The following is a 15971-nucleotide window of genomic DNA, read 5'->3' as shown; positions in this document are numbered from 1 at the left end:
TATTATAAAGTATGCAATGTGTTAGGAAAATTTTTCACATGAAAATCTTAATAATTATTCAATCCAGATTAGTGCTATTATTTTATCACCGAGGTATCATCAGCGCAATTTAAACTTTTTTATGATGCTGATTAACAATTGTTTTTGCATCACAGCTTTAGCGAGTAAAAGTTTAAAAAAACTTCATGTTGCATAATTATACATAAATAACGCATAAGTGCATATGCAATGAAAGCGTTACAAGATTTTTCACTCCTTCTAATATGTTTGCAAGAAAAAGGGTTTTTATGATTTTAAATCAAAAAAAGCGTCTCCCGGAGGAGACGCTTTTTTATACTTTTTTTTCAAAAAATTTATCAGTTTATACAGTCAAAACTTGTTCACTATTCACTCCAACTTCATTCTCACGGCTACGAGTCATGAAGTAAGCGAAGGTAAGAGCAAGGAATCCAAGACCAAAGATTGCCAGGATACCTACATCTCCCCACATTGCACTGAAGTCACCTGTAGAAATTACTGCTTTGAGACCACTAACTGTGTAAGTCATTGGAAGAAGTGGATTAAAGAATTTCATCCAGTCAGGGATCAATTCAAGTGGGAATGTTCCGGCACTAGTTGTTAATTGGAAAATAAGAATAACGATAACAACGAAACGTCCCGGTTGATCCATCCAAGTAACAATCGCTTGAACTACCCATGTGTAAACTAAGCTTGTTAAGAATGTAAATACGAAGAATAGCGGTTTACTTTGTACTTCCAGTCCAAGTCCGTACAATACAACCACAGCAGCCAGCATAGACTGGATGAAGCTCATGATTGTGAAGGTAAGCGTACGGCTGATGAAACGGTTCATACGGCTAGCACCAAGGACAGCCGAATCACGCATTGGAATAACAATTGTTGAAATCAAAGCACCTACAAACAATCCAAGGGATAGGAAGTAAGGAGCAAAACCTGTACCATAGTTCGGAACATGATTCACAACTTTATCCTCAACCACAACTGGTTGTGCGAACATTTCCATCATTGCATCTGTTTTGTTCACACTGCCTGTTTTTTCAGCAGCATCGCCAAGCTTAGTTGCCAGTTCTGTTGATCCAGATTTCAGATCATCCATACCATCTTTCAGCTCGCCTGCGCCATCAGCCAGTTTTTTCGAACCATCTGCTACCGCACTGATACCGGAACCTAGTTCACCTACACCGCTAAGCAGTTTTGAGGTACCATCACCAAGTGCTTTACCGCCTTCAGCCAGCTTGCTGCCTCCAGCTGCAGCTTCTTTAAGCTTCGCACCAAATTGTTGCATTCCTGCATTCAGCTTATCGCCACCAGTTACAAGTGCAGATGCGCCTTGTGCCAGTTTTTGTTGTCCTGTCAACAGCTGTGTGCTACCAGCATTTAATTGCTTTGCTCCATCATGCAACTGAGTTACACCAGCAGCTACCTGCTGTGAACCCGAGTGCAGTTGAGTTGCACCTTGTGCCAGTTGCTCTTGCCCACTGTGGAGTGCAGTAGCACCCTGTGCCAGCTGCTCTTGGCTTTGTTGCAGTTGCTCACTGCCTTGTGCCACGGCTGCACTAGCTGCCAGCAGCTTCTGTACCGCTGGATTTTGTGCCAGCTCAGGACTAGCCTGTGCCAATTGCTCCAATCCTTGAGCTACCGCTTTAGCACCCTCAGTTACCTTCGTGCTGCCTGCGGCGGAAGCTTGCAAACCCGCTTCCAGTTTCGCGCTGCCATCTACGGAAGAAGTTAAGCCCGCTTCCAGCTTCGCGCTGCCATCAACTAAAGATTGTGTTCCTGCTTGTAGTTTAGAAGTACCATCCACAGCAGACTGTGTTCCCGCCTGAAGCTGTGTAGCACCTGTTACAGCTTGTTTCAAGCCGTCACTAAGCTGTTTACTGCCGGCAGAACTTTGTGCAACACCGTCTTGAAGTTGCGTATGTGCAGTAGACAATTGTTGCAATCCGCTTGCCAACGTGGTTGATCCTGTTTTAAGCGCCGTAGCACCTGCATTCAAATCAGTCACACCTTGTGTAAGGGGTTCTACACCATTTTGAAGTTTACCTGTACCATCTGTCAGTACAAGTAGATTATCTTTCAGCTTCAAGGCTCCGTCATCTAGCTTACCAGCGCCATCAGCGATCTTGGAAGCACCATCTCCGGCTTCGCCCAATCCATCAGATACTTCTGTAATCTGATTGAATACAGACTCAACATAAGCTTCTGTTACTTTAGCAGATACTTTATTTTTAATTTCTGCTACAGCCGTACCACCGATCTGACCAGCCAAGAAGTTATAACCTTCATTTGGCTCATAAATAATTTTTGCCGGCTGTGGTTCATCATCCATAAGAGTAGTAGCTTTAGCAGAAAAGTCTTCCGGAACAATGATCGACATATAATAAGTATTGTCCTTCATTCCTGCTTCCGCTTCTTCAAGGGAAACGAAGTTCCACTGGAAGCCGTCGGTTACCTTCAACTCTTCTATAAGATCATTACCGGCTTGTAGTTGCTTGCCTTCATAATTAGCGCCGACATCCTGGTTGACCACAGCAACCGGAAGTTCATTCATCTTGCCATACGGATCCCAGAATGCCTTCAGGAAGAATCCGCTGTACATCACCGGAATAAATAGGATAGCAATCATCGGAATCAGCACCTTCGGATTTCTAAGGGCTGCTCCAAGATCCTTGGTAAATACGGATAATGATTTCATTCTGGTTCTCTCCTTATGAGCTTATGCTCTCTTTAAAATGCTTTGTTTGCGAAATATTACGTAACACTAAGTGACTGTTTTCCCCATTCGGTCAATTCAGGGTATAAAAAAATGCCTTGCGGCTCTTCTTCAATGCCTAATCATCTTGAGAATTGTTAAGGGAAAGCGAATCGAGTGATGCTGAGAACGCCATCCCTATCCTGAATCAACCCTTACTGTGCCAATCCTTCGGCGAGAAACAAATGAAAATACATCTTGATCTGTTCCTTGTCCAAGGGAGTATGTGTTTTATTCAGTTCAGCAGTCAATACAATATATAATCTGAACATGACTACCGAGACGATTTTGGGATCGCAAGGTTTGATTTCTCCCTGTTGGAGCGCTTGTTGCACCTCCCGTTCTAAATATTCTAAAACTACGTTCTCGATCTTCTCGAGTCCTTCTCCAGCCTGCGGCGTACCGAATTCGCGATTCTCCTGGGAAAGTTTTATGAATAGCTCCTGCTCACTTCGAAACTCAAGCAGAGCATCCAGCACACGATGCAAGTTATCAAAGAAAGGTCTGTCTCGCCTGATCTCCCGTTCAGCTATCGTCTTCATTTCCATCATCATATCGCGCAGGATCTCGTCAAACAATTGCTCTTTGTTTGTAAAAAAGGTGTAGATGGTTCCCTTACCGACATTTGCAATCTTAGCAACCTGATCCATTGTAGTTGCCTTATAGCCAAATAATGAAAAAGATTTCGCTGCGGCCTGAAGCACCTGCTGTCTTCGATCCACCACTGCCACCTGTGCACACTTCCTTTCTCCAGAAAATATCGTTCCCGCTGACTTCTGACCATTTTACTAATCCGGTCAATTGGTCATTCACTACTTTATCATGTTGTTTTCTAGTTTGCAATACTTTGGGCGAACCTTTTATTTTTTTATTTATTGCAGGGTTTTAACTTTCTATTTACGTCTTACTTGTATAATGTGAGTATAGTATAGATTTCCTAGTATAATTAGAAGAAGGAAAGCATCTCTATAGAAAAGGAAAGTAGCAGGTGAACTTATGCGAAAGAAAAGAGTACTGCTGTTTTCGGAAGGCTTCGGTACGGGCCACACAGGAGCAGCCTATGCTCTGGCCGAAGGAATAAAGCTGCTGAATCCGGATGTCCAGTGCCGAGTCATCGAGCTGGGGAAATTTCTTAACCCGACGGTCGCCCCTTGGATTCTTTCCGCTTACCGCAAAACAGTTAGCAGCCAGCCTAAGCTGGTCGGCATGATGTATAAGACACAATATCATAAATCATTGAACCCGTTGACTAAAATGGCGCTTCACCGGATTTTTTATACACATGCTTCACAGGTGATCGAACAGCTAAAGCCTGATTTGATTATCTGCACTCATCCCATTCCGGCTGCGGTCATTTCCAGACTAAAGCGTCGTGGATTAAATGTGCCTCTGTATACATTAATTACAGATTATGATGCACATGGGAGCTGGGTAAATTCCGAGGTCAATCGTTATCTCGTATCTACCCCACGTGTCAAATCCATTCTGACAGGCCGTGGGATCGCTCCAGAGCTAGTAACCGTGACTGGCATCCCAGTGCATCCAAAGTTCTGGGAACGCTCCAACAAGACGCTGCTGCGCAAGGAACTGGGATTGGCTGATATCCCAACCGTACTCATTATGGGTGGAGGCTGGGGGTTAATGTTCGGCAAAGAGATTATGCATTCCCTCACCGCCAGAATGGATGATATTCAGCTCGTCTTCTGTATGGGCAGCAATGAGAAGCTAATCGCCAAAATGAAGTCCAATCCACTGCTTAATCATCCCAATGTTAAAATTCTGGGATATAGCAGTGAAATCAATAAATTGATGGATGCCTCAGACCTGCTGATCACGAAGCCTGGAGGGATGACCTGCACAGAAGGTCAGGCCAAAGGAATTCCGATGCTTTTCTATAAAGCTATTCCAGGTCAGGAAGAGAAAAACTGCCAATATTTCGTAGAGCTTGGGCTGGCAGAGGTGCTCGACTCGGAAGTAGTGAACAAATGGTTCACTATGATGCTTCGTGAATATTCAGTTCTGGAAGAGCAACGCAGACGACGTCTCGCTCCAGATAAACATCAACCGCAAAGCTGTGCGACTACTGTTCTGAAGATGTTAGGTAACCCCGTAAGCGAGGCAACCGAAATCAGAGGCTCTAGAGCGCAAGCACGTAATGAAGAACCTGTATGTATTACACCTTAAAGAATAAGCAGGTAGTCAGGGAATTTCCCCCGGCTACCTGCTTTTTTTAATATAAATCGGATTGGTTTAAATTTCTACACTCTCACCAGCTTTAAGCGGGAAACCTTCTACTCCCTCTTGGTGCAGGCGATCGCAGAAATCAGCACCATCCTGAGCAATATCCGGAAATGTATTGTAATGTAGCGGGATCACCTTATCCGCCCGCAGCCAGCGTGCGGCCAGCAAGGCGTCATCTGGTCCCATGGTTAGCATATCGCCTATAGGCAGAGCTGCCAGGGCAATCGCATTCCTTTCTCCAATGAGGCGCAGATCGCTGAATAGCGCGGTATCCCCCGCATGGAAAATCGTCTTGCCCTCAATCGTCAACAAAATCCCCGCGGGTTGTCCAGCATAAATCCAAGAGTCGCCCTCCTGAATGGATGAGGAATGAAATGCCTGCGTAAATTTCACAGTCATCCCGGCATAGGTATGACTACCACCTATATTCATGTGCTTTACTTGTGCACCCTTCATCCGGCAATATTCGGCAAGCTCAAACACCGCAAAGATCGGACAATCATTCTGCTTGGCAATTTCGACAGCATCTCCAAAATGGTCAGAGTGACCGTGAGTAAGCAGAACGGCATCAACTGAAATATTGGCAGGTGAAATACCGGAGTTCGGATTGCCTGACAAAAAAGGGTCAATAATAACCTTCACGTTCTCCGTCTCTACCAGCAGAGCTGAATGTCCATAATAAGTGATTTTCATGGTTATCTTCCACCTCCAGATTCATATAGTTTAGTTTACCCTATATAGCGCTGAGGTTCACAGATCCACCAAATTTATTTATAAAAAGTATGATTGCCAATGGTTTTAACATAAGTCTGTGTATGATGTACGGTCAGATCCTGTGCAAGTTTTAGCGACAAGAAAAAGTAAGTATTATCGGGAACTTCCTTTACTCCGGAGAGTGCAGCATTCACCGCTTTAATACTATCATCGTTAGGCTTCACACGGTTAAGACGCCCGTTAGCTACAGGGCTGAACTGGCTCTTCTGATAAATAACCTTATATATCGTGTCGGGGAAATTGGCTGACCGCAGCCTATTCAGAACAACGTTGGCAACTGCCACCTTGCCCTTGTACGGTTCACCTTCCGCCTCTGCCATTACAATTTTTTGTAGCAGAAGCAGTTCTTCTTCGGATACAGCGTAGCGCCGGGTTGCTTTACTTTGCTGCTCCTGGCTTAATAGCTCTGTCCGAGAGAAGTACAATGTTGTGAGGGGATGTTTCTGAGAAGCCGAGACTGTCTTCGCTGTCGCCTGACTACTCTTTGTTGCTGTTTCCGCCAATTGCGACGCTTTTTGCGCAGCTGGCTTGGATTGTACTACATCAGCCTTCACCCGAATAATGGAAACGTTCGATGTGTTTTTTGTGTTTTTTTGTTTTAATTTTTTTACACTAAGCCATTCCACACCCTTCGCCGGTTTCCAAGCGGAACTTAAAAGACTGAATGTGTTATTAAGCTTATTGGCTTGTGTAACTTCAGTAATGCCCCTCGTAATGCTACTCGTTATACTAGACTTCGATTCATCTTGCAAAAGAGAAAGTACGGATGCACGGCTAGTGGATTGCAACTTATCCATCTGCACCCTGTCCATCTTCCCTTCCGCAACTTGTTCGGGTTGCAATAAGCTTATGGCAGAGAAACACACTAGTATAACGCCAACGAGCAACGCAATATAGCGGTTTTGTTTAAAAATTAACATGATATTCCTCCTATTTCACGGCACATTCCTATTGTATGTAACCGAAAACGGAAGCTTTGAAAACTTTATTATCGATTTTAAACTGTAAACTTTTCAATAATTTCATACATAGGAATGGCATACATTCTGGTAGCATACAACACAAAACTATCAATCGTCCAGTCTCTCTGATAGTTTTTTAGGTTCCAATCATCATCCAATTTCAGTAAATTTTCCAGCAATTTATCATCATATGAATTTTTTCCCCGGTACTTTCGAGCCACAGTAAGATGCGGTTTATAGGCCCTGGATTCGCCTGAAAAACCTAGTGGAAACGTCGCTGAATGCACTCTGGCAGCTAATTGATTTAATGCCTCTATTTCGCCGGAAACCCCTATCCACAGGACTCTTGGGGAAGCTGGAAGACCAAATGTGTCCCATTTGTCCAAAGAGAGATTGAAGGGTCTGCCTTGACCCGCAGTCTGCCTCAAGGATTTCACTAAATCTGGAATTTTGGCCTTTGGGGTATCTCCTAAAAATTGCAGGGTAATATGATAATCTTGCGGATTTGTCCATTTAGCAAAATCAAAATTTTCAGATAGCTTTGAACATGCCTGCGCCACTATTTCTTGCAGCTCAGAAGGTAATTTCACAGCTAAAAAAAGCCGTTCTGATTCGTTCTCTGATGCTTTAGCATCCATGGTCAATTTCACCTTCTCCAATAGATTTGGTATTCTTAACCTATAACATGATCCATATCCATTAAACCACAAAGTAGGAGGAACACATCATGACTAAGTCTATAGTATGTCTACAACCACTTACATCTCAGCAGCAGGAAAGGATCAAAGCGGCTGCCCCAGGCTATACATTTACACAAGGAGACGCAAAAAATCCGGATTTGCAGCTGCTTGCAGAAGCAGAAATTGTAATTGGCTGGGCAAAAGGTATTTCGGATACACTCCTTCGCCCTGAGTCCTCCCTTCGCTGGGTTCAGTCCTGGTCTGCTGGTATTGAGAAGCTTCCTCTCGATCGTCTTAAGCAACAAGGAATCCTGCTCACCAGTGGGAGCGGAGTTCATGCCGAACCTATTTCTGCGGTAATCTTCGGGTTCATTCTTCTCTTCACCCGTAATTTGCATACAGCTGTACGCAATCAGCAGAACCGGATTTGGAAATCTGATGGCAGTGAAAGCGAGCTGTTCGGTAAAACAGCCGTAATAGCTGGAACTGGAGCGATCGGCAGTGAAACCGCCAGAATTGCTAAAGCCTTCCGGATGAAGACTATCGGTGTCAGCCGTTCCGGTAAGCCAGTCGCAGACTTTGATCAAATCTATACAACAGATCGTTTATCCGAAGCTGTAAGTCAAGGCGATTTCATCATCAATACCCTTCCTATTACCGATGAGACCAAGCATTTATTTAATGCCACCAGCTTCTCCGCGTTTAAAGAAGGCTCCTATTACATTAACATTGGCCGGGGCGCAACTACCGATACAGAGGCGCTGATCGACGCATTGAATCGCGGACAACTCCGTGGTGCTGGGTTGGATGTTTTTGAGACCGAACCCCTTCCGCAGGATCATCCGCTTTGGTCTATGGAGCAGGTTATTATCACTCCACACTCCGCTGGAATTACAGATCAATACGCTGACCGGATCGTTAATATTTTTACCGAAAATGTGAAGTCTTACTTATCATCAGGCACACCTTCTCTAAATCTTGTTGATTATGACCGGCAATATTAATAATAAGCTTTACAAAACAAGAACATCTGTTCTATAATAATAAAATCCAAAGTTATCCATAAAGAGAGGGTTAGTGCAATGAAGGTCACGGTCACAGAATTTAACGAACAATGGAGTCTAATGTTCAACGAAGAAGCTCAGAAGATTAAAGATATCTTTGCTGATGCCCTCGTTGATATTCACCACATTGGCAGCACTTCTGTTTCCGGACTCAAAGCGAAACCAATCATAGATATAATGCCAGTAGTACGAAATATCGAAGCTGTAGATGAGTTCAACCAGCAAATGACAGCACTTGGTTATGAATGTATGGGTGAGTTCGGTATCAGTGGCAGAAGATATTTCAGAAAAGGCGGAAATAGCAGAACCCATCATGTTCATGTCTTCCAAATGGATAATAAGATAGATATCGGTCGTCATCTGGCTGTAAGAGACTACCTTCGATCATATCCGGAGGCGGTTAAACAGTACGGAGATTTAAAAGATACTCTTGCCAAACAATTCCCAGAGGATATTGGAGCTTATATAGACGGGAAAGAAGAATTTGTGGTTAATCTTGAAAAAACTGCATATGAGTGGTATTTAAATCAATAATCCTTATAAAAATAGCCCCTGCTGTTCATTTAGATCATCCTAAATGAACAGCAGGGACTACTTGTCTAAGAGCCTCTAATCCAAATCATAAATCGAGCCGACTTTCAGTCCGTACAGCTCATTATATATTTTCTCTGCAAAAGCATCAGTCATCCCTGCGATATAATCAATCACCATATGCTCCCAAGTCCAAATCGGCTTTGCCTGCTTCTGATCTTTCTCAAAGCGCTGCAGCCAATCCGATGGAATAATGGCTTTAGAGGTCTGTGGATCCAGAAATGCTCCCCATAGTCGGCGCAAAATCCACTCACTACGTTTCTGCAGCCGCTGCACACGCAAATCACGGATCATAGTGACCCATGCGAAGCTTTTCAACACACTGACGGTCCGCAGCATATCTTCATCTTCTTTTCCTTCCTTTATAAAGGTGACCTTCTTCCAGTCTCCATCTTGGATCACTCCCAAGCTTGCGACAAAGGTACTTACCCAATAAGCCTTAACTTCACGTCGAGTGCGGGAATAGTCGTTTTCACAGGTTGGCATTTTTTCCTTCCAAACCCGAAGAAATGAACTGAGCACTTCCTCGACCTTCGCGCGAATGCCTTCCTCTTCCCAGCCCTTCCAAAAGAAATCCTCGAGCGTGGTGATTTTCTCCACGATTAACCGTTGGATATAAGAATCATGCATAAAGTGTTCATGCACTTCAATCTTTCCGGCTTTAATCCCATCCTCCAGATCATGTGCAGAATAAGCGATATCGTCACAAAGGTCCATAAGCTGAGCCTCCAACGTTTTCTTACCTGCTGGTATTCCCCACTCTTTGCGGATCTCCGAAATATATCCCCATTCGTGCAGGTACATCCCCTTCTTCAGCGAGGTGCCGGGAAAAGGATACTTATTTATGCCTAGCAGCACAGCATCCGACAGATTTAGGCCATCAATATTTTCACGCTTCTCCAGAAACATAATCAGCCGATAATTGTGGGCATTGCCTTCGAAATGCTCATAACGTTGCTTCATCTGCTCATGGATCAGCAGCCGATCCACACCCGTTGCGCCTGATTGCAGCGCAGCTTCGTTAGTTTTCTTTTCAATAAGCTGTTCCAAAATATTATCCAGCACTTCTTCCCCTTTATGTCCAAAGGGAGGATGGCCAAAATCATGAGCGATAGCTGCGCATTCCACTACCTCTGGATCGATAACAAGACCCGGATTCTCCGCCTTAGTGGTTTCCACTTCTGGATACGATCGCAGCAGACTTTTCGCCGCCTCACGGGCAATCTGCGCAACTTCAAGTGAGTGAGTCAGACGCGTACGGTAATAATCACCGGTCCCTGCTCCGAATACTTGTGATTTACCTTGTAGCCTACGGAAAGTAGGCGAATGAATCAGGCGTGAATAATCACGCTCATAAGCAGCTCTCGACGTTTCAAGGCGGGTAATCTCCGGATATTGCCGGTGTTCTCTTTTTTCAATAAGTGTCATATTCCCACCCCTAACCAAATGTCTGTATATAGTACTTCATTATAAGGCATTTTCATAACTATTTTCACATCAAAATACAAAAGCTAATTTAATTATAAACGGGCATGTCGATAACTATGTAATCATCAGAAGACAAAAGGAATCTCATAACCTGTACATGAAGGATAGTAGAAAGAAGAAAGAGCACAAAAAAAGACTGGTTGTCTATACAAAACTTAAACTATGAATATACCGACCCCCAAAAGGAGCACTCTAAAATAAAAAAAACAGGTGAAATGATGAAAACTCGCAGCAAAATTATGATGATCACCCTTACACTCTTTTTATGCTTCACGAACTCTGCTCTAGGCAGTCCAAGCAAAAACCGCGACTACTACGAAAAAAGAGGAGACATGATTTGGGAAGTACATACTAACCAAAAAGTGATTGCATTGACGTTCGATGACGGTCCTGACCCTACTGAAACCGATCAAATCTTAAAGGTATTGAATCAATACCATGCGAAATGCACCTTTTTTGCGATAGGAAAAAGAATTGCAGCCTATCCAGAGGTAGCGAAACGAGTGATTGCTGAGGGGCATGAATTAGCTAACCATACCTACAATCACGTTTATTTTAAAAGACCTATTAATGAAGCCCAATTTGAGCAGGAGCTAAAATTGACCGAAGAAGAGATTATAAAAGTCTCCGGTAAACATAGTTCACTGTTCAGACCACCAGGTGGCATGTATGACGAGACCTTAGTAGATCTGTCTAACAATATGGGCTTGAAGCCCATATTATGGTCCTGGCATCAAGATACACGTGACTGGAATCGCCCAGGGGTATACAGTATTTCGAACAAGGTCATTCGAAATGCACGTAATGGAGACATCGTTCTGTTTCATGATCATGTGCACGGGCAGTCACAAACTAGAGAAGCGCTTAAAATTATTTTGCCCGAATTAGAAAAGAAAGGCTTTCGATTTGTCACTGTCTCTGAGTTGATCAAATTATCCAGTACACAACAGGCTGGGAAACAACAATAGCCTAATTGCACAGGACTTCAAAATAGGGTAGTCTTGTCCTAATATGAAGTTCTGGAGGCTTTTGTGATGTCCGATAATACATCCTATACGACAGAGGAAATTGCCCGCTTATTAAAAATATCAAAATTAAAAGTATATGATCTAATTAAAAAAGGGGAGCTCCCCTCCTACCGTGTAGGAAAACAAATGCGCGTGGATCAATCCGATTTGGAAGCCTACAAACAAAATACACGGAGTGGGGTGTCTACCGCTAACCCTACTACTATAATGGGCCAGACTCCACCAGCAATCCCCTTGGCCTTTTCCGGTACAAATCCAGCTCAAATGCCAGCACAATCTCCTCACCTTAAAGCTGTAGGACACAGCTTGGTGATTACAGGTCAGGATATGTCACTGGATATTCTAGCTACCTATTTAGAACGGGCTCTGCCTACTGAACGTCCTCTTCGTTCTTATGCCGGGAGTCTAGACAGCCTGATTGCCATGTATAAAGGGGAATCGGACATTGTCAGCACACATTTACTCGACGGGGATACTGGAGAATACAACCTACCCTATATCCGTAAAATACTCGTCGGATGTTCTTATGTTGTAGTTCGCCTGCTAACCCGAAGTGCTGGTTTATACGTACAAAAAGGGAATCCCAGAGGTATTCAGGAATGGTCTCACTTAGAGCAGGATGGACTCACGCTGATCAATAGAGAACGAGGCTCAGGTGCACGCGTATTATTGGATGAACAGCTTCGATTGCATGGCATTCCAGCAGCCAGCCTATCAGGCTATATGAACGAGGAGAACAGCCATTTGGCAGTTGCCGGTAAAGTGGCCCGGAGAGAAGCTGATGTAGCCATCGGCACCGAGAAAGCCGCCAAGATTGTCGACGGCGTTGATTTTATTCCTATGATTCAGGAGTGCTACGACCTGGTGATGATAAAAAAACCGGAGCATGAGCAATGGATCGCTGCCGTGATTGATATTTTGCGTTCACCAGCCTTCCAGAGTGAGCTTGGATCCATTCACGGATATGATCTCACGGAAACTGGTACGATAATTTATGAGACTTAATGGTCGCAGACAGAAGAAGGAAGCAATCTGCAGAAGCGTTTAACTGCATTTCGTACAACTATATAACTTCGAACAACTAGCAAATTAGATATAACTGTATTTGGTACACCTATTTCTTTTGATTTACTACCTCATAGTTGATTTTTCGCGTTTTAGTTGTATAGAATACAATTAAAGTTAGAACGTTCCCTTATGCAGACCGAATAACTGTATAGAATGCAGTTAACCTCACAGACTCCATCAAAATTTGGCGGCGCTAAAAGCTGACATCAAAGTCGCCGGGTTTCCACTTGCTCAGCATCTGCTCCACCGCCCGCTTCAAACCCAAAACACCAGACAGCAACTCTCCCATAACCGGAGAATCGCTGTCTGGTGTTTTTTTAAGAACGCCGATTCACAAACATCAGCATAGCGGCTGAAATAACAATAATTGAGCATACCCACATCCACGCGAGCGTCATATTGCCTCCATCTACCGCAACATAGATCGCTGTGGGTAAGGTTTGCGTACGGCCCGGAATATTGCCAGCTACCATGATGGTAGCGCCAAACTCCCCAAGACCGCGGGCAAAGCCAAGAACATAACCGGCTGCCAGCGACCGGCCCGCAAGCGGCAGCGTGACATAGCGCAGTACCTGCAGTTCACTTGCCCCTTGTGCCCGCGCTGCATCTTCAAGATCTGCTTCTATCCCTTCGAAACCCGCCTTCACTGTGCGGTATACGAGTGGAAAAGCTACGACTACAGCGGCGATAACAGCCGCCCCCCATGTGAACAGGATCGTCTGCTCCGTCATCTGTTCATACCATCTGCCGATCCAGCTTCGTCGGCCTAAAATAACTAAAAGCACAAATCCTACGACCGTCGGCGGCAAAACGAGCGGAAGCAGCATTATAGTCTCTACCAAGCTGTGGCCGGGAAACTTCCGGCCTGCCATGGCCTTCGCAGCAGCTGTTGCCAAAATGAATACAATAATGCTGGTAATCACAGATATTTTTACGGAAAGCCATACCGGGGCGAAGAAATCAGTCCAGTTTATTTCCAACCTTATTCCACCCGCTTCTACTCTTAATTTCTATTTAAGGAAGCAGGAAGCCATAACTTACAAAGATATCATTAGCTTCCTTGCTCTGAAGGTAACTATACAACTCCTTAGCTGCCTTTTGATTCTTCGAGCTCTTCACGATGCCTGCCGGATAATTAATGGCTTTGTGTACATGTGGACCAACCGTCAAAGCGATTTTAGTTTTCTTTGAAGTAAGCGCATCTGTCTTATAGACAAAACCGGCATCGGCATTTCCTGTTTCTACATAAGAGAGAACCTGACGCACATCCTTGGCGAATACGAGTTTGCTTTGCAGCGGATCCCATACCTTTTTCGCTGTCAGCGATTGCTGCGCATATTGACCCGCCGGCACAGATTCAGGCTGTCCCACTGCGACCTTCTTAAAAGCTTTATCCGTAAGCTGAGTAATCGTAGTTAATTTGACCTTTGAATCTGAGGGTACAACTACAACCAATTGATTCTTAAGCAGAACCTTATGATCGGAGATAAGTCCACCTTCCACCAGTGCATTCATCTGTTTATCACCTGCAGAGAAGAACAGGTCCGCCGGGGCCCCTTGCTCAATCTGCTTTTGCAGAGTGCCGGATGCTGCATAATTAAAAACCAAATCAATATCGGGATGTTTCTTTTCATAAAGGAGAGCAATCTTATCCAGGCTGTCTTGCAAACTAGCCGCTGCGGAAACAATAATTTCGGTCTTCTTGGTGGCTGCTTGCACCTCTACACCTGAACCTGCAGATAAATTTACAACCAGAAGGATTGCCAATATCCCCATCACGGAGAGTGCCCATTTCTTAAACATTTCCATTCCTCCCAATTTCGTATGTATATATTTAGATGCTATTCTAGCATACAGTTTTTCGTTTTTCTACAACTACAGTTGTGTTTGGATATGTTTAGTTATATATTGTTATAATTAGACAATATACAACGATGATTTTGGCTTTTTGCACACAAAAAAGATGCCTCTGACACCCCTAAATAGGGCTGCAAAGACACCTAACACGAATGATATTAATTCTTCACGTTAAAAGCCCAGTACATTCAACATAATGGATAATCCACTCCCCCAGGAACCTCACCCGGATTAATATATTCATTTTTAAGAATCAAATGAATCTTGAGAATACTTTTCTTCTATATAAAATTGAACAAAGGTCAAATTCGAGGATAAAAATAACCCTATAAATTATAATTATGTTATTTAATGTATGATGATATTATAAAAAGACTCACCAAACAAGAGAAATATTCTATAATTTTTGATTTGTAACAATATATGTAAACGAATATTTCATTTGAAGGTGAGAATCCATCTTATTTATATTGTGATATCCATTTCTCCAACTGCTGCCTGAGCACTTCACGATAATATAACGGCTCTATGATTTCAGCATCCTCTTCGAATCTCTTAATCCAGCGGACAAACGCAATATCTTGTTCCAACGCGACTTTAAAATAACAACACCGAGCTTGACGGTCTACTTTATTCGGCTTATAGGGCAGATCCTCTCTCTTAAGCCCTTCCATGATTCGCTCCGAAAATTTCACTTTAAACTCTACCTGCAAACTATCGCGGTCAAGTGACCATTTTTTCTTCATAAAAGCTTGCAAATCAAATGATTCCTTTGAGAAGCAGCGGTTTAGTGGCTTCACGTTTGAAAAATCGTTGATATGATATGTACGAATAACACCCTGATGATGGCAAAATCCAATGAGATGATAACGATTTTCCAGTGGGACTAAACAATAAGGATCGATGGTTATTTCTTTCTCCTCCACTGCATTCTCACAATAATTCGCTTGAATACTCCTCTGCTTTAATAAAGCCTCCAATATAGGTGTTAAAAAAGATTGATGCTCCATCTGTGCACCGCTTCTTTCCAACCAGCTTGTACCTGCTTCTCTTCTTGCACGTTCTATCGTTTCTTCCCGCTCCGCCTTTCGCTTATATTCAGCTGCAACTACTTTTTCATAAGCGCCTTCAAAATCGATAGGCAGAACGGGTTTAATATCTTCCATAATATAGCGTAGTTGCGAAAACGCAGACGCCTCTTCTTCCGACCAATCCAAAGGATAAAGTGCAAAATTGCCAATAAAAGCATAGCCTTTTCCATGTCCAAGGTGGGTTATAGGAATATGCATGGCGCTAAGCGCGTCCATATCCCGGTATATCGTTCTCTCGCTGTTGCCGCAGCGTTCTGCCAATTCACGGGCTAATATCCCTGGCTTGGCTTGAACAAGTGTAATAATGCGCATCAGTCGGATTAATCGGTCTGTCATATTCAGTTCCCCTTGATT

The 15971-nt window shown here is 43.6% G+C and carries 14 protein-coding genes; 5 read left to right on the top strand and 9 right to left on the bottom strand.

Annotated features, from left to right (window positions below):
• Positions 1-361 precede the first annotated feature (361 nt).
• Positions 362-2716 (bottom strand): YhgE/Pip domain-containing protein, encoded by a 2355-nt coding sequence (locus MKY54_RS04965; RefSeq protein ID WP_339171710.1) that lies wholly within the window; start codon positions 2714-2716, stop codon positions 362-364.
• Between the two features lie 212 nt (positions 2717-2928).
• The gene (locus MKY54_RS04960) at positions 2929-3504 is read right to left on the bottom strand and encodes a TetR/AcrR family transcriptional regulator (protein WP_076129243.1); all 576 of its coding nucleotides are present in this window, start codon (positions 3502-3504) and stop codon (positions 2929-2931) included.
• Positions 3505-3769: 265 nt separating this feature from the next.
• On the opposite strand from MKY54_RS04960, the gene MKY54_RS04955 reads away from it, so the two are divergent.
• Complete coding sequence (locus tag MKY54_RS04955) at positions 3770-4957, top strand: glycosyltransferase (RefSeq protein ID WP_076129244.1); 1188 nt, start codon at positions 3770-3772, stop codon at positions 4955-4957.
• Between the two features lie 66 nt (positions 4958-5023).
• On the opposite strand, the gene MKY54_RS04950 is transcribed toward MKY54_RS04955, so the two are convergent.
• The 3 genes from MKY54_RS04950 to thpR form a co-directional block, all read right to left on the bottom strand.
• Positions 5024-5707: a metal-dependent hydrolase gene (locus MKY54_RS04950; protein WP_076129245.1), complete on the bottom strand. Its 684-nt coding sequence runs from the start codon at positions 5705-5707 to the stop codon at positions 5024-5026.
• Between the two features lie 74 nt (positions 5708-5781).
• Positions 5782-6708: a cell wall hydrolase gene (locus MKY54_RS04945; protein ID WP_076137184.1), complete on the bottom strand. Its 927-nt coding sequence runs from the start codon at positions 6706-6708 to the stop codon at positions 5782-5784.
• A 77-nt stretch (positions 6709-6785) separates the two neighbouring features.
• On the bottom strand, positions 6786-7388 hold the full coding sequence (thpR, locus tag MKY54_RS04940; RefSeq protein ID WP_076218347.1) for an RNA 2',3'-cyclic phosphodiesterase: 603 nt from the start codon (positions 7386-7388) through the stop codon (positions 6786-6788).
• An 89-nt stretch (positions 7389-7477) separates the two neighbouring features.
• Here thpR and MKY54_RS04935 point away from each other — a divergent pair, with 89 nt between their 5' ends.
• Positions 7478-8434 (top strand): D-2-hydroxyacid dehydrogenase, encoded by a 957-nt coding sequence (locus MKY54_RS04935; protein WP_076129248.1) that lies wholly within the window; start codon positions 7478-7480, stop codon positions 8432-8434.
• A 78-nt stretch (positions 8435-8512) separates the two neighbouring features.
• On the top strand, positions 8513-9028 hold the full coding sequence (locus MKY54_RS04930) for a GrpB family protein (RefSeq protein ID WP_076279904.1): 516 nt from the start codon (positions 8513-8515) through the stop codon (positions 9026-9028).
• A 75-nt stretch (positions 9029-9103) separates the two neighbouring features.
• Here MKY54_RS04930 and dgt read toward each other — a convergent pair whose 3' ends face one another.
• Complete coding sequence (gene dgt, locus MKY54_RS04925) at positions 9104-10513, bottom strand: dGTP triphosphohydrolase (protein ID WP_038568916.1); 1410 nt, start codon at positions 10511-10513, stop codon at positions 9104-9106.
• Between the two features lie 299 nt (positions 10514-10812).
• Between dgt and MKY54_RS04920 the strand changes: the two genes are divergently transcribed.
• Both MKY54_RS04920 and MKY54_RS04915 read left to right on the top strand, forming a co-directional pair.
• Entirely contained in the window at positions 10813-11541 is a 729-nt protein-coding gene (locus tag MKY54_RS04920; protein WP_339189715.1) for a polysaccharide deacetylase family protein, read from the top strand.
• Positions 11542-11607: 66 nt separating this feature from the next.
• Positions 11608-12606, top strand: a complete 999-nt coding sequence (locus MKY54_RS04915; protein WP_076279905.1) for a helix-turn-helix transcriptional regulator — start codon at positions 11608-11610, stop codon at positions 12604-12606.
• Between the two features lie 380 nt (positions 12607-12986).
• On the opposite strand, the gene modB is transcribed toward MKY54_RS04915, so the two are convergent.
• The 3 genes from modB to MKY54_RS04900 form a co-directional block, all read right to left on the bottom strand.
• On the bottom strand, positions 12987-13643 hold the full coding sequence (gene modB, locus MKY54_RS04910) for a molybdate ABC transporter permease subunit (protein WP_172628881.1): 657 nt from the start codon (positions 13641-13643) through the stop codon (positions 12987-12989).
• Positions 13644-13683: 40 nt separating this feature from the next.
• Entirely contained in the window at positions 13684-14472 is a 789-nt protein-coding gene (modA, locus tag MKY54_RS04905) for a molybdate ABC transporter substrate-binding protein (protein WP_339189713.1), read from the bottom strand.
• Positions 14473-14987: 515 nt separating this feature from the next.
• Complete coding sequence (locus MKY54_RS04900) at positions 14988-15953, bottom strand: WYL domain-containing protein (RefSeq protein WP_280753490.1); 966 nt, start codon at positions 15951-15953, stop codon at positions 14988-14990.
• Between the last annotated feature and the right edge of the window lie 18 nt (positions 15954-15971).

The sequence above is a fragment of the Paenibacillus sp. FSL P2-0121 genome, from assembly GCF_037975345.1.
Taxonomy (GTDB): Bacteria; Bacillota; Bacilli; order Paenibacillales; family Paenibacillaceae; genus Paenibacillus_AQ; species Paenibacillus_AQ odorifer.
This window is presented reverse-complemented; position numbering and strand designations above follow the sequence as displayed.

What these genes read in the sequence shown, in the direction of transcription:
- MKY54_RS04965 (WP_339171710.1), bottom strand. Translation starts at nt 2,716, where the DNA reads ATGAAATCATTATCCGTATTTACCAAGGATCTTGGAGCAGCCCTTAGA.
- dgt (WP_038568916.1), bottom strand. Translation starts at nt 10,513, where the DNA reads ATGACACTTATTGAAAAAAGAGAACACCGGCAATATCCGGAGATTACC.
- MKY54_RS04930 (WP_076279904.1), top strand. Translation starts at nt 8,513, where the DNA reads ATGAAGGTCACGGTCACAGAATTTAACGAACAATGGAGTCTAATGTTC.
- MKY54_RS04900 (WP_280753490.1), bottom strand. Translation starts at nt 15,953, where the DNA reads ATGACAGACCGATTAATCCGACTGATGCGCATTATTACACTTGTTCAA.
- MKY54_RS04955 (WP_076129244.1), top strand. Translation starts at nt 3,770, where the DNA reads ATGCGAAAGAAAAGAGTACTGCTGTTTTCGGAAGGCTTCGGTACGGGC.
- modA (WP_339189713.1), bottom strand. Translation starts at nt 14,472, where the DNA reads ATGTTTAAGAAATGGGCACTCTCCGTGATGGGGATATTGGCAATCCTT.
- thpR (WP_076218347.1), bottom strand. Translation starts at nt 7,388, where the DNA reads ATGGATGCTAAAGCATCAGAGAACGAATCAGAACGGCTTTTTTTAGCT.
- MKY54_RS04915 (WP_076279905.1), top strand. Translation starts at nt 11,608, where the DNA reads ATGTCCGATAATACATCCTATACGACAGAGGAAATTGCCCGCTTATTA.
- MKY54_RS04945 (WP_076137184.1), bottom strand. Translation starts at nt 6,708, where the DNA reads ATGTTAATTTTTAAACAAAACCGCTATATTGCGTTGCTCGTTGGCGTT.
- MKY54_RS04950 (WP_076129245.1), bottom strand. Translation starts at nt 5,707, where the DNA reads ATGAAAATCACTTATTATGGACATTCAGCTCTGCTGGTAGAGACGGAG.
- MKY54_RS04920 (WP_339189715.1), top strand. Translation starts at nt 10,813, where the DNA reads ATGATGATCACCCTTACACTCTTTTTATGCTTCACGAACTCTGCTCTA.
- MKY54_RS04935 (WP_076129248.1), top strand. Translation starts at nt 7,478, where the DNA reads ATGACTAAGTCTATAGTATGTCTACAACCACTTACATCTCAGCAGCAG.